Genomic DNA, 22120 nt, shown 5'->3' on the forward strand with positions numbered 1-22120 from the left:
TTTGTAAGATTGGGGGAAATGTAGATATTTTATTAAAAATATTTTACTATAAAAAGAAAGTAAGAAGAAAACCCTTGCAGATACAAGGGTTCAAGAAATGTTAAAATAGATTAGTCGAATTCATAGACTAACAGTAAAATAACTGTTTCTACCTCACCAAAACCAGCCTTCATTATCGTCAATGGCTTGGGCTTCTTTGCGTTTGCGTGGGCCTGTTCCGTACATTTCTGCTTCGATTTCTTCCTTGGTTGGCATGATAGAAGCTAGGATGATATAGATAATCACGCCAAGTCCAAAGTTTGCGACTGTAAAAATAGCAAATAGAAAACGAACAAGGGTAACATCAAAGTTCCACTTGTCTGACAGACCTCCCAGAACTCCTGAAATCATACGATTTCGTCTCATTTTATAAAATTTACTGTTCATGATATTTCCTCTTTCTGCTAGGTTAGACATAGTATATCACGGGTAGGCTCGGCTTTCATCAGTCCTCAGGCTGATTTACTAGTAGCAATTTACCTCTACAAACTCCACATCGATAGCGTTTGGTATCAATCCTTCGCTTGCGCTGATAAGTTTGCTGGCAGGATTGACAACGATAAAGTTTGAGTGGTTTAGAGTGGCTATTTGTCAAGGAGGGCACAAAGCGTAATCCATCCACTGCTTTCAACAGTTCCTTAAAATCCCGATCCTTGTGTTGATAGCCCTTCCCTTGAAAATAGAGGTGATAATGACAGAGTTCATGTCGGACAATTTTCCTAAAAACATCCAGACCCAGTTCCTGATAAACCTTGGGATTAAAATCCAAATGCCCATCTTTGGGAAAAAATCGCCCACCTGTCGAACGTAGACGCCTATTCCACTGGGCATAATGGATAAAAGGTCTGCCGAAGTCTTCTAGCGAAACTTGCTTGACGTAATCAGTCAGTTTCATTTGGAGCGAGGAGCGACAGATTGACTTTTTCACGTTCAGTATCAATTTTCTTGACCCAAACGGTCACCAAATCTCCGACTGACACAACTTGACTAGGGTGTTTGATAAACTTGCGACTCATATGCGAAATGTGAATCAAGCCGTCTTCGTGAATTCCAATGTCAACGAAGGCACCGAAGTCAACGACATTACGCACTACTCCTTCTAACTTCTGCCCCACCACTAAGTCCTTGATATCTAGAACATCTTGGCGAAGCACAGGTGCGTCAAAGGAATCACGGAAATCTCGACCTGGTTTGAGAAGATCTGCAATGATATCTTTAAGGGTTTCGGGACCAAGGTCTAGCTCTGGCGCCATTTCCTTGACTGAAAGGGATTTGAGTTTGCTTTGGGCATCTTCATTCAAGTCCTTGATATCCAAGCGTTTGAAGAGCTTCTTAACCGCAGCATAGTTTTCTGGGTGAACTCCTGTATTATCAAGGATATTGCTACTTTCAGGGATACGGAGGAAACCAGCAGCCTGCTCAAAAGCCTTGGCACCCAGACGCGGAACTTTCTTAATTTGAGCGCGTGAAGTGATTTTACCTTCTTCCTCACGGTATTTGACAATATTTTCAGAGATGGTTTTATTGAGTCCAGCTACGTGTGAAAGAAGAGCTGGGCTGGCTGTATTGACATTGACACCGACTTGGTTTACCACGGTATCGACGACAAAGTCCAGACTCTCAGATAGTTTCTTCTGGCTGACATCGTGCTGGTACTGGCCGACACCGATTGACTTAGGATCGATTTTGACCAATTCAGCAAGGGGGTCCTGCAAACGACGGGCGATAGAGATGGCAGAGCGTTTTTCAACGGTCAAATCTGGAAACTCCTGACGAGCAAGTTCGCTGGCAGAATAGACAGAAGCACCACTTTCATTGACGATAACATAGCTGACTTCAGGGAAATCTTTAAGAACCTCCGCCACAAAGGCTTCACTTTCACGACTGGCCGTTCCGTTTCCGATGGCAATGATTTCCACGCCGTATTGACCAATCAAATCTGCCAAATCTTTCTTGGCTTCTTCGATTTGACGAGCTGATGCTGGTTTAACAGGATAAATGACCTGTGTTGTCAGCATTTTCCCAGTTGCATCCACGACAGCTAGCTTGGCACCTGTACGAAAGGCAGGGTCAAATCCTAGAACTACGCGCCCTTTCAGCGGAGCAACCAAGAGGAGATTGCGCAGGTTGTCAGAAAAGAGTTGGATAGCCCCTTCTTCCGCTTTCTCAGTCAATTCTGTCCGAATGCGTCGCTCGATAGCAGGCAAGACTTTTTTCTTAACTGACTGTTGAACCACTTCATCTATATAGGCATTTTTTACCTTGAAACGAGCAGCAAAGAAGGCAAGAATACGGTCGGTTGCATGTTCAAAACCGACCTTCAAGACACCTAGCTTCTCCCCACGATTGAGGGCTAAGGTTCGATAACCCTGCATATTTCCAACTGTCTCAGAAAAATCATAGTAAATCTGAAAAACCTGTTTTTCATCAAGACTTTCATCCTTGACTTGAGAAGTGAGTTTAGAGTGTCTCAGAACCTCCTGATAAGTCATGGAACGCAAGGTCACATCTTCCGATAAGGCTTCGACCAAGATATCAACTGCACCAGCTAAAGCTTCTTTGCTACTCGCAAATCCTTCACAGACAAACTTTTCAGCCTCTTTCTCTAAGTCAGTTACATTCTGCAAAATCAAGCGAGCAAGTGGGAAGAGTCCAGCTTCACGGGCAATGGTTGCCTTGGTCCGACGTTTTTCCTTGTATGGAAGATAGAGTTCTTCTACATCAGCTAGTTTTTCGGCAGCTAAGATAGCTTCTTCCAATTCCTTAGTTAGCTTGCCTTGCTCTTGAATATTAGCTAAAACAGCTTCCTTACGGTCGTTGAGATTTGTCAGACTCTTATCCAAGTCGATAATGGCCTTAATTGCCACCTCATCCAGACTACCAGTCATGTCCTTGCGATAACGCGCGATAAAGGGAATAGTAGCCCCTTCAGCTGTCAAACTTAGAACGGTATCAATTTGCTTTAACGTCACTCCCAAATCCTGGGAGATTTTTTCATATTTTTTATCCATGAATCTATTATACCATAAGCTAATATTATTCAAATTATCTCTTACAATTTTAAAACATAAGTTGGGAAATAAATTTACTTCATTTCAATATTCTATTCATTGAGAAGGTTTCAATTTAAAATTCTACTAGATTACAAAAGAATCTATGAGTAATTTCACTGTTTTTATTTTTGACAAAACGCTTTATAAAGCTATTTGTTGAAGTTATCGAATCAATTTTCAGTGCAAATAAAAAACCGCAAGGCTGAGCCTGCGGTGGGTGCAATCTATTTTGAAATTTTAAATAAAAAAGGAGCATTTAAGCCCCTCCTTTGAAATAACGGACATTTGGCTGGTCGGTGTACCCAGCATCTCAGATACCTTTTTCAAGGTGTGGCAGGAACCTTTCTGCCCTCAAATGTCTTTCGTTAATGTTATTCTAGCACTATCTACTTTTTTGTCAAACTTTCTCAATCTACCAAACTTAATCAGGATTTATAAAGCTCTATGATTCGTTAGATACTCAATTTTAACTTTTCCCTTTTCCTCAAAATAATAGTATAATAGAGGTAGAATTTAGAATCGAGGTACACCTATGGCTGTAAAATTTACAAAACGAGACGACTTGGACAAGATGTTTGAAGAGTTTGCTAAACTCCCTGATTTGAAACAAGTTGCTTTCCCTGATGACAAAGAGAAAAAAGACAAAGCAGAAAAGAAAAACTAGATGACTGCTTTTCAACAACTCCCATCTAGTGTACTTCAAACTGGAGCCATTTTTCTCTCCATTATCATTGAAGCCCTTCCCTTCGTTCTGATAGGAAGCATTGTCTCAGGGCTGATTGAAGTTTATATCACACCTGATAAGGTTTATCATTTTCTCCCTCGAAATCGTTGGGGGAGAATCTTTTTTGGCACCTTCATCGGGATACTTTTCCCCTCTTGTGAATGTGGAATCGTCCCCATCATCAATCGTTTTCTGGAAAAGAAGGTTCCCAGTTACACGGCCGTTCCCTTTCTTGTGACAGCACCTGTTATCAATCCCATTGTTCTCTTTGCGACCTATTCTGCCTTTGGCAACTCCTTCCATATCGCCCTGTTACGAGCTCTGGGTTCCATCGTTGTGGCTGTAATACTAGGAATTTTTCTAGGATTTTTCTGGCAAGAACCAATTCAGAAAGAAAATCGTCTGGCCTGTCATGAGCATGATTTTTCTCACTTAAATCCTGTAAAAAAAGGTTTTCAGGTCTTTGTGCAAGCCATTGATGAGTTTTTTGATACGGGGCGTTATTTGGTATTTGGCTGTCTCTTTGCTTCTATAATACAGGTCTATGTTCCGACACGGATTCTGACCTCTATCAGTGCGACCCCTCTTTTTGCCATCCTGCTCTTAATGCTTTTGGCCTTTCTTCTTTCTCTCTGTAGTGAGGCGGATGCCTTTATCGGTGCTTCTCTTCTTTCGAGTTTCGGATTGGCACCAGTTATGGCCTTTCTGGTTATTGGCCCAATGCTGGATATTAAAAATATTCTCATGATGAAAAATTACTTGAAAGCACGATTTATCAGTCACTTCATAACGATTGTAACTCTTGTCGTCTTAGTCTATTCTCTCTTGATTGGAGTCATCCTATGATTCGATTTTTAGTTTTAGCTGGCTATTTTGAACTGACTATTTACCTCCATTTGTCAGGCAAATTAAACCAGTACATCAACATGCACTATTCCTATCTGGCCTATATCTCCATGGTGCTTTCCTTTATTTTGGCAATTGTTCAACTGTATATCTGGATGAAGCAAGTCAAAACCCACAGTCATCTGAACAGCCGATTGGCCAAGATGACGAGTATTTCTCTTCTGGCTATTCCACTTGTCATCGGCTTAACTTTCCCAACTGTTAGCTTGGATTCTCAGACCGTTTCTGCCAAAGGCTATCATTTCCCCCTATCGGAAGGAACGGATCTGGCCATTCAGACAAGCGAAGGGACAACAAGCCAATATTTGAAACCAGATACCAGTTCTTATTTTTCAAAATCAGCCTATGAAAAGGAAATGCGAACGGCGGCGGATAAATACTTGTCCCAGGATAGCATTCAGATCACGAATGAGAACTATATGGAAGTCATGGAGGCTATCTATGACTATCCAGATGAGTTTGAGGGCAAGACGGTCCAATTCACAGGCTTTGTCTATAATGACCCCAGTCATGCCAATAGTCAATTTCTGTTCCGCTTCGGCATTATTCACTGTATCGCAGATTCTGGTGTCTATGGATTACTGACCAAGGGAAATACCCGTCAATATGAAAATAATACTTGGATAACAGCCAAAGGAAAACTGGTCAATCACTACCATAAAGAACTCAAACAAAACCTTCCAACCTTGGAAATCGAAAGCTTTACCAAAGTCGATAAACCAGAAAATCCCTATGTTTATCGAGCTTTTTAAAAAGCAAACCAAGTTCATAAAAAACTCTAAGCAGGAAGAGCCTGCTAACTCGTGACAGAAAAAGAAGTTTAGCTTATAATGAAGATGAACAATACCAATCCGTGGTGTTTAATAGGGCTTTTCCTAGCCTGTTTAAAAAACTGGATGAACAAGAGTCATGAGAAAACTCAAATATGCTTGGAGCATGAAAACATATTACTAGTAGCCTCTTGTTCTATTGTTCAAATAGTTAACAGGAGGTTTTTATAATGGAAGCTATGATCGAAACGTGTTGTGGTATTGATGTCCATCCAAAATCCATTGTTTGTTGTATTCTAGATGGTTCACTAGATAGCAATAAACCAAAGAAAATTCAGAAGAAATTTGGAACAACTACTGTAGCTCTTCACAATGCTTTAGATTGGATGGTATAGATGCTTAGTTTTAAACAAGCATCTATAATAAAGCTATGGCATATAGTACAGATTTTAAACAAGGAGCCTTAGATTACATCAAAGAGGACACAGCCATGTCGAGGCGGTCAAAGTTTTTGATGTAGGCGTCAGAACTTTCTTCACGTGGGAAAAGAAAGACGTGAACAAGGACACTTAGAGCGGAAAAAGTGAGTCGTCAAAAAGCGGGAAATCCCTTTAGAGGAGTTGAAAGTCTTTGTAAAGGCTCATCCAGACGCTTTTTAACGGGAAATTGCGGCACATTTTGATTGTGCTGTTCCTTCAGTATGGACAGCTTTAAAGCAATTCATATCACTTTTAAAAAAAAGACAACTAGCTCTAAGGAACAAGATCCAGAGAAAGTCGCTGAGTTTCTTGATATTTTGGATAACCTAAAAGATTTACCAGTCGTATATATTGACGAAACGGGAAACGACCGCTAGCTCTATCGTCCTTATGCACGGGCTCCTAGAAGGGAGAAAGTCTATAACAAGATTAGCGGACGGCGTTTTGAGCTGACTTCAATTGTTGCAGGACAAGTAGACGGAGAGTTTATAGCTCCCATGATTTACAAGGAAAGTATGACGAGAGACTTCTTTGTGGAGTGGTTCAAAACGCAGCTCTTGCCTGCTTTGAAGACACCTCACGTCATTGTCATGGACAATGCTAGTTTTCATCCCAAGCATATCTTGGATGAACTTTACATTAAAGATAAACACTTTTTCTTACCTCTACCAGCTTATTCACCAGATTTGAATCCTATTGAGCAAGCTTGGGCTATCTTGAAAAAGAAAGTGACGGATTTATTAAGGAAAGTCCCAAATATTTTTGAATATTTGAAGTGCTTTTTTAAAACTAAATGACTATAATACGAGGGATTTGATGATTTTTCTTGACGATAGAAGACTCAACGACCATCATTTTAGAGCATATATTTATAGTGGATTGAACATAGAATAGTATACCCATAATTCTAAAACCTGTATAGAAATTAATTTGAATTCACTAATCTTTTTGTTCACATCTTATTTCAATTCACTATATAACTCAATTTCATAATAAAAACACCTCAAAAGTTAGATTTTCTAGCTCTAACTTTTGAGGTGCAGCCCATTTATGTATGATAGTCTTTTGGTTATTATTTCATCTATCTTTGTTAAAAGAAAGAATACTTATTATGAATTTGGGTCATCGAGACTACGACCATGTAAGCCTTTTTCACGTTGGACTTGGCGTAGTTTTTCAGGTGTAACATCATTTCCTTCTTCGTCCACAATTTTGATTCCCTCAATGTGGTGACGAACAGTGCGACGATAACCTTCGATGTACTCCTCACGTAGTTTAGCTTGTTCCACTTTTTCTTCTGGTGTCAAGCCTTCTGCTTTTTTCTTTTTAGCGAGCTCGTTGATACGATCAATTTTTTTCTGATCCATTTCTTCTCCTTTGTGATAAGATAAAGTCCGTTTACCAAATTTTATTTAGTGTTAATTTGGTTAAAACGAGCAAGTTTAGCTGCTTTTTGAGTTAAATGAGACAAGATAGCCAAACGATTTTGACGGACAGCCTGATCTTCTGCCATTACCATGGTATTCTCAAAGAAGGCGTCAATAACTGGGCTAAGTGCAAAGAGCTGTTTCAATTGATGACTTGCAGCCCCTGATAAGACAAGTGTATCTACTGCTTCTGCCAAAGCTTTTTCTTGATCATTTTCAAAGAGAGCTGAATCAACTGTAGCAACTCCTTCTGCCTTCTCAGCCAAGTTAAAGGCACGAGTAAGTGATTCAACAGATGGTTTGAAATCTTCTTCCTTGCTTGCTTCTACGAGAGCACTTGCCGCTTCCAACATATCCGCCACAACAAAGTTTGAACTTGCAAGAACGGCTTCCTTGATATCTTTTGGAGTAGATCCCATCATCTTATCAACACGAGCCCTGATAAAGTCCATAACTTCTGCTTTATTTTCATAAGTCAAGCTATCAAATTTCAATGCATAAAGGCTATCTATCAGCTCGTCCATAGCAATGTGCCAACCAAAGGCATCCAAGATACGAACCACACCTTGCGTCGCACGACGAAGGGCATAAGGGTCATTAGAACCTGATGGAATCAAGCCTACTGAGAAGAAACTCAAAATCGTATCCAATTTGTCTGCAATGGCAAGCACTGCGCCGACCTTGCTCTCTGGAAGTTCTCCTTCAGCTGAAGTAGGCATGTAGTGTTCACGAATAGCAGCTGCCACCGCTGGAGTTTCACCAGCAAGAAGGGCATATTTCTCACCCATAATTCCTTGGAGTTCGTCAAACTCACCAACCATACCTGTCAACAAGTCAAACTTGTAAATGGCTGCTGCACGGGCTAAGTCAATCGTTTCATCCGCTGACAAACCAGCTTTTTCTGCCAAAAGTACAGCGATTTGACCCGTACGAATCATGTGTTCACGAAGAGAACCAATTTTCTCATGGAAGGTCACATTGTTTAATTTTTCAACAAGATCTGAAATGACCAATTTTTGGTCTTCACGCCAGAAAAATTCTCCGTCTTCCAAGCGGGCTACCAAAACTTTTTCATTTCCTTTAATGACATTTTCCAAATGCTCTGCGTTTCCGTTACGAACAGAAATGAAGTTTGGCAAGAGCTTGCCGTCTTGATCACGAACAACAAAGTAACGTTGGTGTTCTTTCATCGAAGTTACCAAGACTTCTTCTGGAACCTCAAGGTATTTGGCATCAAAACTTCCCATAAAGGCAGTTGGGTATTCAACCAAGTTCAAGACTTCATTCAGCAAATCAGCATCAATTTCAATACGTACACCATGTTCAGCTTCGATTGCTTTGATTTGGTCAACAATCATTTGCTCTCGTTCACGTGGATCTGCGATTACAAACTGTGCACGAAGGTCTTCTTCATAGCTCAAAGCTGACTGAATCTTGGTTTCTTTTCCTAAGAAACGATGGCCACGGCTCACACGCCCTCCCTTAATATCAAGGAAATCTAAGTCAAACTCTTCTTCATCTAAAAGAACAGTTAAAGTGTGAACAGGGCGGATGTATTCAAAGGTGTTGTTAGCCCAGTGCATGCTGACAGGGAAAGTCAATGACTTCAAGACATCTACAACACCAGGAACAATGGCTTCAACTGCTTGACCAACTTCTTCCTTAGTGACATAGACATATTCTTCACCCTTGATTTCACGGAATTCGATATCTTCAACCGTCAAGCCTTTCCCACGGACAAATCCTTGAGCTGCTTTGGTGAAGTTTCCATCACTATCCAAGGCAATTTTCTTTGCTGGTCCCTTGAAATCTTCTGTCAAATCAGACTGTTTGTCTGCTAAACCAGTCACACGAACAGCCAAACGACGTGGTGTTGAGAAGGTTTGAACAGCTTCAAAAGACAGGCGGTTTTCCTTGAGGAAGGCTGCCATTTTTTCGCCTAGTTGTTTTTCACTTGGCGTAACAACATAGGCTGGTAATTCTTCAAGACCGAGTTCTACTAATAAGTTTTTTGTCATGTTTTTTCTCCGAAAAGTATCTTTTTATTTTCCAGTTTGCCTTATGTGATGGGCACGCAAGCAACCAACTTCGTTGTTTCATTGCTAAAATTGGAGCCAAAAGTCTCCAATTTTGCCTAGTATCCTTAGTTTCACTAAGGATACCTTCATCACTGCGGCAACTGGCTCAGGGCTCACTCTGTTCGCCCATTTTCGTAATTTGTCATTCTCTTTATTCTACGTCTTCTGCTAAGAGTTTAGCTCGTGTTTCTTCATCCAAAAGTGGGTAGCCTAGGCGTTTACGTTCTGCGACAAAGGTTTTGGCTACGACGCGGGCCAAATTACGGATACGAGCGATATAGCCTGCACGCTCTGTTACAGATACTGCACCACGCGCATCAAGCAGGTTAAAGGTATGTGAACATTTGAGAACATAGTCATAGGCAGGGTGCACCAATCCTTCTTCCAAAGCACGACCAGCTTCTTTTTCAAACTTATCAAAGTTTTCAAGCAACATTTCTTGATCCGAAATTTCAAATGAATATTTTGAATGCTCGTACTCAGGCTGGATGAAGATTTCTCCGTATTTTACACCATCAGCCCATTCGATATCATAGACAGAATCTACTTCTTGAATGTAAGAAGCCAAGCGTTCCAAACCATAGGTAACTTCCGCAGTCACAGGGCCAGTTGCCAATCCACCAACTTGTTGGAAATAAGTGAACTGAGTGATTTCCATACCGTCAAGCCAAACTTCCCAACCAAGACCAGCTGAACCAGTTGATGGGTTTTCCCAGTTGTCCTCAACGAAACGAATATCGTGTTCCAAAGGATTGATTCCCAATTTTTCCAAAGACTCAAGGTAAAGTTCTTGGATGTTTGATGGAGATGGCTTCATGACCACCTGGAATTGGTGGTGTTGGTAAAGACGGTTAGGATTTTCTCCGTAACGACCGTCAGCAGGACGACGTGATGGCTCTACATAAGCTGCATTCCATGGCTCAGGACCAATAGCACGAAGGAAAGTGTAAGGACTCATTGTCCCCGCACCTTTTTCATTATCATAAGCCTGCATAAGCATACAACCTTGGTCATTCCAAAATTGTTGCAAAGTAAGGATGATTTCCTGGAAAGTCAATTTTTTAGACATTGTTTACTCCTTTAGTTTTTATATTTCTTTTTCAATTAACTTCTGCTGAACAAACCAATTTAACAAGGGAAGAGTTTTATCTGTATTTGCCCATAAATGATAAGAATCGAAGACCTCTTGTACACTACCTAGATTTTCTACCAACTTATCTACTGTCAAAAAACTGCGCCAGTATTCGTAAAAAATACTTGCATAATTCTTATCATAAGTCGAAGAACCAAAATCATTCAATGAATGCCAACCATATTTCTTCTGAAAAAGTTCTACAAGAGACTGATTACAAATTTTTTCCGCTTGAAATTCCTCTTCTGTCAAGAAATACTTGCGACTAATATATTCAACCATCCCCTCTTCGAACCAGATATAAGAGTCGTAACCATCAAAATCATCTAAAAAATGCTCCGACCAATGAGCTAACTCATGTCCTACAATCTGTAAGAGGAAATTTTCAGATAAAGAATGATAGTGATTTTCTATTGCTTGAGTTTGCTGAGAACACTCGTAGTCCATCAACTGATACAAATACAACTCTTTCCAAACAGCTAAATCAGGCGTCATAACCATTCGTCGATTATTTGTATAGGCTGGAACAGCGCTTTCCCTAATAATCTGTGTAGCAGCATTAAAACTTGACCAAATAACGGCTTGCGGTAAATCACAGACTGCAAGTTCATTCTTTAAAAAAGATTGATAATCTTTCAACTTTTCAGTATTTCTTACTACAAAATCACGAAATGCAGCTAGTTGACTATCGTCTTTTACAAGATAAAGGTTTTCCACGTCTCTCCTTTCTTTCACACAATAGACTGAATAAGAAAAAGAACCGCGTCCGACAATCCTAGGTTGATTTAACCTAGGGGCGTCAGAAACGCGGTTCCACCCTAATTTATTACTTCATTGTTTTTGAAAATAGTACAGAAAGCGCCAGCACTTTATTTTGCCCTACTTGGCTCCCACTATCCCAAGCTCGCTTGAAGAACGCCATAAAACTTTCTTTCCTGCTGACTATTATATCAAAAATTAGAATAATGTACAATTCTTTTTATGATTTTCTAAAAATCCACATCATCAACTCGTGGAGCACCAGACTGAACAGCAATTGTTTTTAAAGTTTCTCTCTCCTCATGACTCAATTCAATTCCAAAGCAATCAAGATTAGCCTGAATACGAGAGGCTGTGACAGATTTTGGAAGTGGTAGAAATCCTTCTGCCAAGCTCCAGGCCAAGGCTATCTGAGCAACCGATTTTCCGTGATTTGTTGCGATTTCTTGGACTTCCTTACTATCAAATAGTTCTCCCTGACCAAAAGGTCCCCAAGCTTCCAATAAAATTCCTTTTTCTCGACAGTAAGCTACGACTTCCTCTTGATAGACACCTGGAGCCAAACGAACTTGATTGACTGCTGGAACGATAGTTGCTGTTTCAAGCAAGGCATCCAAATGATGGGGAAGGAAATTACTAACTCCAATAGCACGAATTTTCCCTTCTTGATAGAGGTCTTCCATCGCTCTCCAAACTTCCGCATTGCGAGTTTTCCATGCGTCATTTTCTCTAAGCGGTTTTGGGTTCGGCCAATGAATCAAATACAAATCCAAATAATCCAAACCCAGCTTCTCTAAAGACTCTTCAAAAGCCTGACGAGCTTGCTCATAGGTTTGTTGGCTATTCCACAGCTTGGTAGTTACGAACAATTCCTCTCGTGGAACTCCGCTATCTTTGATTGCTTGACCAACACTTTCTTCATTCTGATAAATCGCTGCCGTATCAATATGGCGATAACCTGCCTTCAAGGCTTCTAACACTGCACGATAGGCTTCTTCCCCATCCTTAGCCTTAAAAGTTCCAAATCCTAGAACTGGAATTTCTACTCCATTATTTAATTGATAGGTATTCATATGCTTCTCCTTCTATTTTATACTCTCTTCAAACCACGTCAACGTCGCCTTGCCGTAGGTATTGTTACTGACTTCGTCAGTTCTATCCACAACCTCAAAACACTGTTTTGAGGTTGTGGATAGTTTCCTAGTTTGCTCTTTGATTTTCATTGAGTATTATTCATCATTTATAGCATAATTTTTTTGCTAATTAGTACTATCTTCTGTAAAAAATAAGTCTATCACATATCTGACAGACCTATTTTTTCTTGCTTATTCATCACGACTATAATACAGTTCATGAGGTTTTAGGCGAGTATTGAGCATCTCTGGTATGGTCACAAAGGTATAACCCTGATTTTTCAAATACTCAATGACCCTTGGCAAGGCATTGACTGTCGGACTGTGAATATCATGCATCAAAACGATAGAGCCGTTAGCTACTTGATGCTGAATTTCCGTCAAAATAGCTGCTTCATTTTTACTCTTCCAGTCCAGACTATCCACATCCCACATGATAAAGCTCAAATCCAAGCTATTGCGAATATCATCTGTAATAGCTCCATAAGGCGGGCGCATGAGTTTGGAACTAGAACCCAGCACTTTAGTTAGCACATCCTCAGTATCAGTAATCTGCTTTTTAGCCTCATCAAGAGAAAGTTGCGAGAGAATCGGATGACTCCAACTATGGTTTCCAACAACATGACCTTCAGCTTTTATCCTCTTCACCAAGTCCTCATTCCCAGAAACATTTTTCCCAAGCACAAAGAAAGTGGCTTTAACACCATATTTAGCTAGGGTCTCTAATGCCTGCGGGGTCGTTGCTGGATTTGGACCATCATCAAAGGTTAGAGCGACAACTTTTTGATGTTTCTTATCAAAGTAAGACTGGTACAAGGATGCATCTTTTTCGAGTAAGTACGAAGATTGGATAACATCAAAGAAAGCAGATGCTGGCAAGGCTATCTCTTCTAAATTTTCAACCACAGGACTTGGATAAAGGATAATCTGACTATCCTTGTAATCAAAATTCCATGCAGACAAGTCTTGGTCAGAGAATCTTTTTACAATCTGCTCACTCTGATCTTGCTCCAATTTCTTATCCTGTAAGAAGGAAGTCAATTCTTTTATCAGCTGTTCCTTGGCCTTACTAGCATCTGAAAACAGTTGGTCAAGTGTAAAAGGTTGCCCATCTTCTGTTAAGTGAACCTTTCCTAGGCTGGTCTTTTCAGTCTCTTCAACCTTAAAATCAACTAAATCATAGATTTGTTTCGTCGCATTACGATTGACGACTCCCTTTAAACCTGACTCTTCTTGCTCTGTATAGTAGAAAACAAGATTGTCCTTACTTTCTAGCTTGTCCTTAATATCTTGATTTATCAGCTCCTTAACAGACGAAATCACTTGCTCCCCTTGGAGAGGATAATAGGTAATCACTTCGGTTTGTCCCTTACGAAAATGCTCCTTCTGATTTCCCTCACTCAATTGATCGTCTTTCTCTTTTTTGAGCGATTCAATCTTTTGCTCAAAGCTTTTTTGCTGATACATTTTAAAAGCAATAAATCCACCTAATAAGCAAATAGAAATTGCTAAAATACCAATCAAAGCCAATAATACATGTCTCTTTTTCCCGTGTCTGCCACGTCCCAGTCTACTTTTATTCATATTTATATCATAACAAATTTGAGCAATAATTTCAATGATTTTGGAGCGAAGCGTATATTAAAAAAGATCCTCAGTAAAAATAACCGATCTCATTGCTGAGAATCGGCTTTCTAATGTGTTTAATTAAGAAATATTATTATTGCATAATAAAAATTATGTAAACAGAGTTTATAACAACAAATCTTTGACTTTCCCAATTTCACTTTTTGGAATAACTAGATGAATCATATCACCCAGATACATTCTGGTTGAGCCGTTAACTGTTTGGCTCTTTCCATTATGCACTTGGGTAGTGATGAGGACGTTGTGTGGTAAGTTGAGTTCATGAACTTGTTTCCCAGCAATTTTATCAGAAACTGGTATTTCGATAAGTGTAACTTCTCCTTCGCTGGATACTTCTTCTGGAAGCATTTTTTCCAGCATGGCTTCATAGACTGGTGCACCTTTGAGTAGGTCCATAATGATGTAGGAGACCAAGGTTACTAAACCAAGTGGCATGAGGTTGCGAATATCTCCTACCATCTCAGTCACGAGTATCATAGCAGTTAAGGGAGCTTTTGATATGGCTCCAAAATAGCCACTCATTCCTAGAATGACAAATATAGGGAATTGCTCTTGACTGACAAGTCCAAGATTGACACAGATAACACCAACTAGGGCACCAAGCAAGGAACCGAGAGCCAAAATAGGTAGGAAAATCCCTCCTGGAAGACCACTTCCATAACTAATCATGCTCCAGATAAAACGGATCAAAAAGTAAGCTAATAGAACTTGAAAACTAAAATCTTGCTCAGTTAAGGAAAGAACCAGCTGATTTCCACCACCAAGGATTTGGGGTAAGAAGATTCCGACTGGTATGATGAGAATGAAGGCCAGAATTGGATAATAAGCTCTATCCAAATGGATTTTTTGACCAATCAAGTCGTAAACTCTTCCGACGTTTAATACAGCTTTCTCATAGAGAAAACCTGAAAATCCAAGGAAAATTCCCATGACGAGATATATCCAATACTGATCTAGGGTCATGAGAGGGATATTATCAGGCATATCCAGTACGGGTGTTAGGCCAAATATGAGCAGAGAAACAAAGTTTGCTACGAGACTAGCTGCGAGAGTAGATACCCAGAAAAAGCGTGAAAAATGGTGATAAACTTCTTCTACCACAAAGAGAAGTCCTGCAATCGGAGCATTAAAGGCAGCGGCTAAACCTGCTGCAGCTCCACTGGCAATTAAGGAACGTTCCTCTACTGGACTGGATTTGAGCCACTTGGCAATTCCTTTACCACCAACTGCTCCCAGTTGGATACTTGGCCCTTCACGCCCCAGCATGAGTCCGCTGGCAATAGCTAGAATTCCTAGAATATATTTTTTCCAGAGAACGCCCCACCAGTTAAGGGTCATGAGGCCTTTCAGTTCGGCTTCGACTTGAGGAATTCCTGAGCCTTTAATATCTTTTTCAGAGCGTGTCAGTTTGGCACTGAGCCAGCAGATGATTAGATAAAACAGGGCGATAATAAATAAATTAATAAATAGGTGTCCTTGATCTTGATAAAGTCCTTGTATCAGGTGGAAGCCTTTTTCAATTAAGAAACGAAAGGATCCGACGATAATTCCAACGGTGAGGCCGACAATGATTCCTCGACCAACTTGGGATAGTATAGTGCTGGATGCAAAGGCGAATTCTTTCTTAGAACGGACTATTTCAGACTGTTCCTCCATGGTATTTCCTTTCAATTAACTTTCTTTTTTACCTAAAACCAGTGATTTAACGGGTTCAAAGCTGGTTCGGTGAATTGGGGTAACTCCTAGTTTGTCAAGTCCTTCTAGGTGTTTAGCTGTTCCATATCCTGCATTAGTAGCGAAATCATAGCCGGGAAACTGCTGATCGTAGTCCTTCATCAATTCATCACGTGTCACCTTGGCTACTATGGAAGCTGCTGCGATCGAGAGGGAATTAGCATCACCTTTGATGATGGCAGTTTGTGAAATGGGCAACTCCAGTTTCATGGCATCTATCAGGAGGTGTTCAGGTTGAGGACTGAGCTGGGAGATTGCTTCCTGCATGGCCAGTTTGGTTGCTTCATAGATATTGACTTGGTCGATGACCTGATTATCCATGATACCAATGCCGATTGACAAGGCTTGGTTTTGAACGGCTTGGAAAATTTCCAGATGTTTCTTTTTAGGAATTTTCTTGCTATCGTTGAGACCTTTAATCTTACAATTTTTAGGTAAAATAACGGCTGCAACGACTACAGGACCAGCAAGAGGACCACGGCCAACTTCATCAACACCAGCAATTAAGGTCAAACCTTGCTTATAAAGTTCTTTTTCGTAGGAGAGCATGGATTCCAAACGAAGATCCTCATCCAATTCTGCCTGAATAGCTTTTTTACGCTTGCTGATTTCCTTTTGAACTCCAGAGCGATTATCCTGTTCAAGCTCTAAAAAAATAGGGTTATCTAAGTCCTTGACCGTAGCAAGGAGTTCTTTGACTTCTTTAATCGTCGCCATCGAGGTCTTCCAATGTATCTAAGGTATAGTTACCGAGTTTGCCGTCGCGGACTTCCTTCACGAAGAGACTGTAAAAACGGTCATAGTCATCACGGAAACCGAGGGCACGGGTCATGTCCATAATAATAACAGGCGCTTCTTCTTCAATTTTCATTTGTTTGAAGCGTTCAGCCAGCTTTTCTGGATAATGTTCTTTGAAATAATTAAGACCAAAAATAGTTACCTCATCCATAGGAAGCAACTGGTCTTTGATAGCTCCAGTCAAGGCTAGTTTCAGTGCAACAGTTTCATCCTCAAACTTAGGCCATAGAATCCCTGGTGTATCCAAGATTTCCAGATCTTTATTTGTTTTGAGCCATTGTTGCCCCTTGGTAACACCTGGTTTATTGCCGACAACGGCAATTTTTTTACCAGCTAAACGGTTCATAAGAGTGGATTTACCAGCATTTGGAATCCCGATAATCATGGTACGTAAGGTTTCAATCTTGATCCCACGTTCTTTTTGACGAGCAAGCTTATCGGCCATGAGTTTTTTAGCAGCATCTGTTACAACTTTTACAGTTACTTGTTCTTTGGAATTAATTGCCAAAGTCTGGATTCCTTGTGATTCAAAATACTGACGCCATTCCTTGGTCATTGCTGGGTCTGCCAAGTCTGCCTTGTTTAAAATCAAGAGTTTTGGTTTGTCACCAACAATTTTGGTCAACATAGGATTTTGACTAGATAGAGGTAAGCGTGCATCCACCAAAATCGTCACAAAATCAACAAATTTTAAATTCTCCTGCACTTGTCGACGCGCTTTAGACATGTGACCAGGAAACCATTGAATAGTAGCCATTGAATTTTTTTCCTTTCGTAGCAAGGGTTTAGATACCCTATTTTATTTTACTATCGTTTGAACATAGAGAGTTCTCAAATGAATGATATTCAAATAGTTTTTTGTTTTATGATATAGAAATCTACCTTATATTATATCATGACTTCTTTCTTTTGTCCGATGATAGCCCTTTAAGCGCCCTGAATAGAAAAAGCGACTCTATAATATTTGTAGTGGGTAAATCCCCTATGGATATTATGGAGTCTATTTTGTGTAGAAAAAGTTCCATAGAAAAAATCATATGGAATCATTACTTTTTATCACAAAACCACTCGATATCAAAGAATCAAATATCAAAAAAGAAAGGACGAAATGTGTCCTTTCTAGATCTTAGCTTTCCTTCAACCCACTACAGTTGACAAAGAACTAAAATTAATTTGATATTCCTAATCAATTTGTTCATATCTTATTCCAAAAACTATATATTAACTATGACAATTTATTCAATGACCCAGTGAGAATAAGAGAGCCACTCATTAATTAGACTAGCGATTTCTTTAGGTGCTTGAGTATAAAGCTCATGACCAAAGTTCTCTAGAAGAATAGTATCAAAATAGTATGGCAATTCTTTTAGGGCGTCCTCTCTCCATGTAGTTTCATTAAGATAGCGAGGACTAATAAACAAGGTATCTCCCACTTCTCTCTTAAAAGCTTGTATTTTCCTCCGTAGGCGGAGGATCGCTTCTATATTTTCATAATTTATAGCCAACTCATATCTATTATACTCAACATTCCAGTGATAGGACTGCCTTACGGCTTTCTCCATATTTTCTGACCAATGCTTTGCTTCAGATTTTTCTTTAGAAATAAGAAGATTTAAGTCCGAGACGACTTGAGATTCAATATAATTTTTAGTTTCCTCTAACTCTGTATTTAAAGGTAAAATCTTATCTAAATCTAGATAGCCACCATCCAAAAGAATTAGTTTTGTCACTTCTTGAAATTCCGATGCGAGATAACGAGCCAAATCTCCTCCAAGAGAATGGCCTATCAGACAGATAGATTCTTCCTCTACAATCTCATTTTTAAACCATGATTTCAATTCTGTTTCATCTCGGAGATGCTTTTCATATGGATTTAGAAAATAGACCTGCGAATCTAGTTCTTGAAGAAAATCCTTGCTATGATAGACATTGCTTCCCAAACCGCCAATAAAATATTTTTTCATTCCCTACTTAATGCTATGTTTATTCATCTTTTGTTCAAAGATAGTCGTGATAATCTGACGTAATTCTTCACGTTCTTTTTCTGGGATTTCACCACTTGTTTGAGCTGCAGCGTAGAGTTCAGGGTGTTCAATTGAAATGCGTTTTATAGTGCGTGTTGTAGCATGTTTTCTGACGAAAAACGGGATTCGCTTAATCAAGTCTTGTGGGACAAGCGCAAGAATTTTCTCAGCAGTTTCCTTGTCACTAATCTTAGACGTCGTAAGTCCCTTCTTAATCATTTCCTGTTCTTTTTCTGTAAAATCTTTTAATTCCATTCGATTAGTCCTCCTATTTTCTCTAAGTTAAATTATATACCAATCTGGATAAAACTACAAATGGACTGTCTGGAAATAGGTGCAATACTGTAAAGAAGATTCTGTTCTTTAATTATAAATCTTCCTCCTCAGTCACTTCCCATACTTCTGATTGATAGCCTTCCCCATCAATATCGTATCTTTGAATATAACCTATAAATCTTTCATTTTTTCCTGGTTTTCGATTGTTAATTATCGTACTCACCTATATACCTATCAAGAATAAACATAAAATGCCTAATAGTATATCCATGTTAGATTACCTCTAGATATTAACCCACTTATCATTATCCATGATAAAAGGCTTAGCCAGTCCCTCGCCTGTATAATCCGCATACTTGGTGCCTAAATACTTGTAACAATCTTCCTTGCTGGCAAATTTAATAGCTTGATAGGGCTCTTCGAAAGTCAATTTCTCTACAAATAAAAATCCATCATCAGCAGGCACTAAGACTCCAACGTGGCCTACAAACAGATACTCACCATCCAGATTGTCGTGCAAGACTACAGATAGCATTCGAGCTTTGTCGTTAAATTGAAACTGGGAGAAGAATGTTTCCATCTTTTCAGCGTGAACATTGACATCTGTAGTTGCCTCAGTTGGAACTCTCGAAAATAGAATATCAAACTCTTCCTTATCTTGTGAATCAAAGACCTTTCCCTTATCAATCGCATCATTATCTAGGAAAAGCAATTGGTCATTCTTTTCAAGCTTGGGAATGGTGACTGAATTTTTCAAAAGACAATAACTATTGATACGGCAGTTGGTCCCAACGAAATCGCCCTTCTTTTGATTCCAAAGGTTACTAATTTTCTCAACATCGTATTCGGTGTGAGTAAAGGAAGTAAAATCTCCCGATAAGCCAGTTGATCCGACAATGGTATTGTAATCATTAACGAGATTAAAAAATGCATCAACACTATTTGGATCCAAATGGGCTGATAAGAGAGATTTGACCTCTTCTGTACTTACCTGGTTGTTTAGGTTGGTGTATGAAGCTTTCCATGGCACTTTCGTTGAACTACTTTGCCTTTGACTCGTCCCATTCGAAATTGTAGCATCTTGTTGACAAGCAGCCAAGCCTAAAAACAAGGCTGAACAGAGTCCTAATGTGGCTAATTTTCTTGATTTCTTCATCTTTTTCTCCTTTTACAGGTTTAGTAACTAGCCTTATTATACTATATAAGGTATGAAATGGACCAACATCTTCATCAACTAGTTTTTAGAAAATCACAAACCCTTTTGGAGAGATGACAAGCTGATTCTCCGATTCTTGGCAATTACTTTCTAGTGCTACGGTTTCCTTCTCTAAAAGATAATCTTCTTTTGATTGGTTAAAGATAGCTTTAAAGACCCGACCTTCGTATTCCCATTTCAACGTCACTAAATCAGGTTTGATTTCTTGGAGACTATACTTACCATGCGAAATGATTTCTGACGCATGTTTACGAATCTTAATCAGCTTCTTCATGAAGTTCAGCATATCATCGTCACTTGAGACACGTTCCCAAGGCATACAACGACGACAATCTGGGTCTGGACCGCCAGTCAAGGAAAGCTCGGTTCCGTAGTAGATACACGGTGTTCCTTTTTGTAAAAAGAGAAAGGCTAGGGCTGATTTGACCAGTTGAACATCTTCATTGGCCGTCCACAAAATTCGTTCTGTATCATGTGAATCCAAGAGATTAAACATGACCTCTGAAATCTGCTGTTTGTAATACATAGATTGGCCATTGATTTCACCGATAAACTGGTCTGTCTTCTTAATTCCTCGTAAGAAATACTCTTTGATGCTATCAGATAAAGGATAATTCATAACAGCATGGAACTCATCTCCATTTAGCCAAGGCTGAGACCTATGCCAGACTTCTCCTAAAATATAAAGATCAGGTTTTTTAGCTAAAACTGCTTTTCGAAAATCCTTCCAAAACTGATGGTCAATCTCATTAGCCACATCCAAACGCCAAGCATCAATATCAAACTCTTCAATCCAATAAGTCGCAACCTTTAAAAGATAATCCTTGACCTCTGGATTGGCTGTATTTAGCTTAGGCATATAGTCCTCGAAACCAAAAGCATGATAAGGTAAATCTCTCTTATTGGCTAGCTTTTCAGTCCTCACTGGAAATTGTTGAATATGGAACCAATCTTTATAAGCAGACTCCTCACCGTTTTCGACAACATCTTGCCATTGAGGCGATTGCGAACCAATATGGTTAAATACCGCATCCAACATGATTTTCATGTCACGCTGATGAGCTTGCTCGACCAGTTCCCGAAAGGTCTCCTTGTCCCCAAAATGACGGTCAATTTCAAAGTAATCTGTCGTATTGTACTTGTGATTGCTTGTAGATTCAAAGATAGGACAAAGATAAAGTCCAGTAATTCCCAAGTCTTGCAAGTAATCCAGATGGTCAATAATCCCCTGTAAATCACCACCAAAGAAATCATCACTCTTAGGTGTGATAGATGAATGCCAGTCTAAAGCCCCTTCTGGGTTTAATCGAGCATTTCCATTAGCAAACCTCTCAGGAAATATCTGATACCATACCGTGTCTGAAACCCAGTCGGGAACCTGACAGGCATCAATCTCATGAATATAAGGCAACTTAAAGCCATTCCCAATAGCATGAAGATTTTCTAGAGAATTTTCCACACAAGCTTTATCACCATACAAAATACTTTGACCTTCTGTATCCATGACTTCAAAGAGATACTGGATACGTGCAAAGTCAACGGACACTTCAACCTGCCAATAATCAAATAAGACGTCAGAAGCTATCTTGACCATTTCTTTTATATCCTGATAAAATTCCTCCATAAAGATAAAAGGGTCACCATAATGCAAGTTGATGCTTTCAACGTCCCCTTTCTTAGTTCGAATCCGAATATGAAGCTTCTTATCCTTATAAAGATAGGCAAACTCCGACTCAGGTCTATGGTAAATAGCGCTTAATTCCATCAAGTTGTCTCCTAAATTTTTAATTCAAATTTTACGCAAACGTTTTCAAAACCAATAAATCCAGTATACTATTTTTGTAAATTATTTGCAAGAATGGTCTATTTTTAAAAGAACTATCTTTTTAAGTATACAAAAAGCCTTAAAAAAGGCTTTGTCTATA

General features: G+C 39.5%; 20 protein-coding genes and 1 pseudogene. 5 read left to right on the top strand and 16 right to left on the bottom strand.

Annotated features, from left to right (window positions below; genetic code table 11):
* Positions 1-153 precede the first annotated feature (153 nt).
* From HT722_RS01985 to HT722_RS01995, 3 genes are read right to left on the bottom strand one after another with little or no spacing between them, the layout of a single operon-like run.
* Positions 154-426 carry a PspC domain-containing protein gene (locus HT722_RS01985; protein WP_173277247.1) on the bottom strand — a complete coding sequence of 91 codons (273 nt, stop codon included), beginning with the start codon at positions 424-426 and terminating at the stop codon, positions 154-156.
* A 58-nt stretch (positions 427-484) separates the two neighbouring features.
* Positions 485-934, bottom strand: coding sequence for a SprT family protein (locus HT722_RS01990; RefSeq protein ID WP_173277249.1), 450 nt, complete (start codon positions 932-934; stop codon positions 485-487).
* On the bottom strand, positions 921-3050 hold the full coding sequence (locus HT722_RS01995) for a Tex family protein (protein WP_173277287.1): 2130 nt from the start codon (positions 3048-3050) through the stop codon (positions 921-923). Before HT722_RS01995 ends, HT722_RS01990 begins: the two co-directional genes overlap by 14 nt.
* Positions 3051-3624: 574 nt before the next feature.
* On the opposite strand from HT722_RS01995, the gene HT722_RS10640 reads away from it, so the two are divergent.
* From HT722_RS10640 to HT722_RS10400, 5 genes and pseudogenes are all read left to right on the top strand, one after another.
* Positions 3625-3756 carry an SPJ_0845 family protein gene (locus HT722_RS10640; RefSeq protein WP_275690578.1) on the top strand — a complete coding sequence of 44 codons (132 nt, stop codon included), beginning with the start codon at positions 3625-3627 and terminating at the stop codon, positions 3754-3756.
* Positions 3757-4662, top strand: coding sequence for a permease (locus HT722_RS02000; protein ID WP_173277251.1), 906 nt, complete (start codon positions 3757-3759; stop codon positions 4660-4662).
* The gene (locus HT722_RS02005) at positions 4659-5474 is read left to right on the top strand and encodes a TIGR03943 family protein (RefSeq protein ID WP_173212279.1); all 816 of its coding nucleotides are present in this window, start codon (positions 4659-4661) and stop codon (positions 5472-5474) included. The genes HT722_RS02000 and HT722_RS02005 overlap by 4 nt, the downstream gene beginning before the upstream one ends.
* A 248-nt stretch (positions 5475-5722) precedes the next feature.
* Positions 5723-5887 (top strand): hypothetical protein, encoded by a 165-nt coding sequence (locus tag HT722_RS02010; protein WP_173227177.1) that lies wholly within the window; start codon positions 5723-5725, stop codon positions 5885-5887.
* A gap of 35 nt (positions 5888-5922) precedes the next feature.
* Positions 5923-6768: pseudogene (locus HT722_RS10400) on the top strand (IS630 family transposase).
* A gap of 312 nt (positions 6769-7080) precedes the next feature.
* On the opposite strand, the gene HT722_RS02020 reads toward HT722_RS10400, so the two are convergent.
* From HT722_RS02020 to HT722_RS02080, 13 genes are all read right to left on the bottom strand, one after another.
* The gene (locus HT722_RS02020) at positions 7081-7338 is read right to left on the bottom strand and encodes a DUF896 family protein (RefSeq protein WP_173277253.1); all 258 of its coding nucleotides are present in this window, start codon (positions 7336-7338) and stop codon (positions 7081-7083) included.
* A gap of 41 nt (positions 7339-7379) precedes the next feature.
* On the bottom strand, positions 7380-9416 hold the full coding sequence (gene glyS / locus HT722_RS02025; RefSeq protein ID WP_173277255.1) for a glycine--tRNA ligase subunit beta: 2037 nt from the start codon (positions 9414-9416) through the stop codon (positions 7380-7382).
* A 211-nt stretch (positions 9417-9627) separates the two neighbouring features.
* Positions 9628-10545 carry a glycine--tRNA ligase subunit alpha gene (gene glyQ, locus HT722_RS02030; protein WP_173277258.1) on the bottom strand — a complete coding sequence of 306 codons (918 nt, stop codon included), beginning with the start codon at positions 10543-10545 and terminating at the stop codon, positions 9628-9630.
* Between the two features lie 18 nt (positions 10546-10563).
* Positions 10564-11325, bottom strand: a complete 762-nt coding sequence (locus tag HT722_RS02035) for an elongation factor Tu (protein WP_173277260.1) — start codon at positions 11323-11325, stop codon at positions 10564-10566.
* A 272-nt stretch (positions 11326-11597) separates the two neighbouring features.
* Positions 11598-12440, bottom strand: a complete 843-nt coding sequence (locus HT722_RS02040) for an aldo/keto reductase (protein ID WP_173277262.1) — start codon at positions 12438-12440, stop codon at positions 11598-11600.
* Positions 12441-12692: 252 nt separating this feature from the next.
* Positions 12693-14084 (bottom strand): peptidoglycan-N-acetylglucosamine deacetylase PgdA, encoded by a 1392-nt coding sequence (gene pgdA / locus HT722_RS02045; protein ID WP_173277265.1) that lies wholly within the window; start codon positions 14082-14084, stop codon positions 12693-12695.
* A gap of 168 nt (positions 14085-14252) precedes the next feature.
* Positions 14253-15803: a ClC family H(+)/Cl(-) exchange transporter gene (locus tag HT722_RS02050; protein WP_173277267.1), complete on the bottom strand. Its 1551-nt coding sequence runs from the start codon at positions 15801-15803 to the stop codon at positions 14253-14255.
* Between the two features lie 15 nt (positions 15804-15818).
* Positions 15819-16598: a ribonuclease HII gene (locus tag HT722_RS02055; protein WP_173274523.1), complete on the bottom strand. Its 780-nt coding sequence runs from the start codon at positions 16596-16598 to the stop codon at positions 15819-15821.
* Entirely contained in the window at positions 16585-17436 is an 852-nt protein-coding gene (gene ylqF / locus HT722_RS02060; RefSeq protein ID WP_173277269.1) for a ribosome biogenesis GTPase YlqF, read from the bottom strand. Before ylqF ends, HT722_RS02055 begins: the two co-directional genes overlap by 14 nt.
* 478 nt (positions 17437-17914) lie before the next feature.
* Positions 17915-18643, bottom strand: coding sequence for an alpha/beta hydrolase (locus HT722_RS02065; protein WP_173277271.1), 729 nt, complete (start codon positions 18641-18643; stop codon positions 17915-17917).
* 3 nt (positions 18644-18646) lie between these two features.
* The gene (locus HT722_RS02070) at positions 18647-18958 is read right to left on the bottom strand and encodes a hypothetical protein (protein WP_000420556.1); all 312 of its coding nucleotides are present in this window, start codon (positions 18956-18958) and stop codon (positions 18647-18649) included.
* A gap of 304 nt (positions 18959-19262) precedes the next feature.
* Positions 19263-20135, bottom strand: a complete 873-nt coding sequence (locus HT722_RS02075; protein ID WP_173276765.1) for a DUF4300 family protein — start codon at positions 20133-20135, stop codon at positions 19263-19265.
* A gap of 85 nt (positions 20136-20220) precedes the next feature.
* On the bottom strand, positions 20221-21960 hold the full coding sequence (locus HT722_RS02080; RefSeq protein WP_173277273.1) for a glycoside hydrolase family 13 protein: 1740 nt from the start codon (positions 21958-21960) through the stop codon (positions 20221-20223).
* Positions 21961-22120 lie beyond the last annotated feature (160 nt).

The sequence above is a fragment of the Streptococcus sp. 53 genome, assembly GCF_013276565.1.
Taxonomy (GTDB): domain Bacteria; phylum Bacillota; class Bacilli; order Lactobacillales; family Streptococcaceae; genus Streptococcus.

Coding starts and splice junctions, on each gene's coding strand:
- HT722_RS01985 (WP_173277247.1), bottom strand. CDS start 426: ATGAACAGTAAATTTTATAAAATGAGACGAAATCGTATGATTTCAGGA.
- HT722_RS01990 (WP_173277249.1), bottom strand. CDS start 934: ATGAAACTGACTGATTACGTCAAGCAAGTTTCGCTAGAAGACTTCGGC.
- HT722_RS01995 (WP_173277287.1), bottom strand. CDS start 3,050: ATGGATAAAAAATATGAAAAAATCTCCCAGGATTTGGGAGTGACGTTA.
- HT722_RS10640 (WP_275690578.1), top strand. CDS start 3,625: ATGGCTGTAAAATTTACAAAACGAGACGACTTGGACAAGATGTTTGAA.
- HT722_RS02000 (WP_173277251.1), top strand. CDS start 3,757: ATGACTGCTTTTCAACAACTCCCATCTAGTGTACTTCAAACTGGAGCC.
- HT722_RS02005 (WP_173212279.1), top strand. CDS start 4,659: ATGATTCGATTTTTAGTTTTAGCTGGCTATTTTGAACTGACTATTTAC.
- HT722_RS02010 (WP_173227177.1), top strand. CDS start 5,723: ATGGAAGCTATGATCGAAACGTGTTGTGGTATTGATGTCCATCCAAAA.
- HT722_RS02020 (WP_173277253.1), bottom strand. CDS start 7,338: ATGGATCAGAAAAAAATTGATCGTATCAACGAGCTCGCTAAAAAGAAA.
- glyS (WP_173277255.1), bottom strand. CDS start 9,416: ATGACAAAAAACTTATTAGTAGAACTCGGTCTTGAAGAATTACCAGCC.
- glyQ (WP_173277258.1), bottom strand. CDS start 10,545: ATGTCTAAAAAATTGACTTTCCAGGAAATCATCCTTACTTTGCAACAA.
- HT722_RS02040 (WP_173277262.1), bottom strand. CDS start 12,440: ATGAATACCTATCAATTAAATAATGGAGTAGAAATTCCAGTTCTAGGA.
- pgdA (WP_173277265.1), bottom strand. CDS start 14,084: ATGAATAAAAGTAGACTGGGACGTGGCAGACACGGGAAAAAGAGACAT.
- HT722_RS02050 (WP_173277267.1), bottom strand. CDS start 15,803: ATGGAGGAACAGTCTGAAATAGTCCGTTCTAAGAAAGAATTCGCCTTT.
- HT722_RS02055 (WP_173274523.1), bottom strand. CDS start 16,598: ATGGCGACGATTAAAGAAGTCAAAGAACTCCTTGCTACGGTCAAGGAC.
- ylqF (WP_173277269.1), bottom strand. CDS start 17,436: ATGGCTACTATTCAATGGTTTCCTGGTCACATGTCTAAAGCGCGTCGA.
- HT722_RS02065 (WP_173277271.1), bottom strand. CDS start 18,643: ATGAAAAAATATTTTATTGGCGGTTTGGGAAGCAATGTCTATCATAGC.
- HT722_RS02070 (WP_000420556.1), bottom strand. CDS start 18,958: ATGGAATTAAAAGATTTTACAGAAAAAGAACAGGAAATGATTAAGAAG.
- HT722_RS02075 (WP_173276765.1), bottom strand. CDS start 20,135: ATGAAGAAATCAAGAAAATTAGCCACATTAGGACTCTGTTCAGCCTTG.
- HT722_RS02080 (WP_173277273.1), bottom strand. CDS start 21,960: ATGGAATTAAGCGCTATTTACCATAGACCTGAGTCGGAGTTTGCCTAT.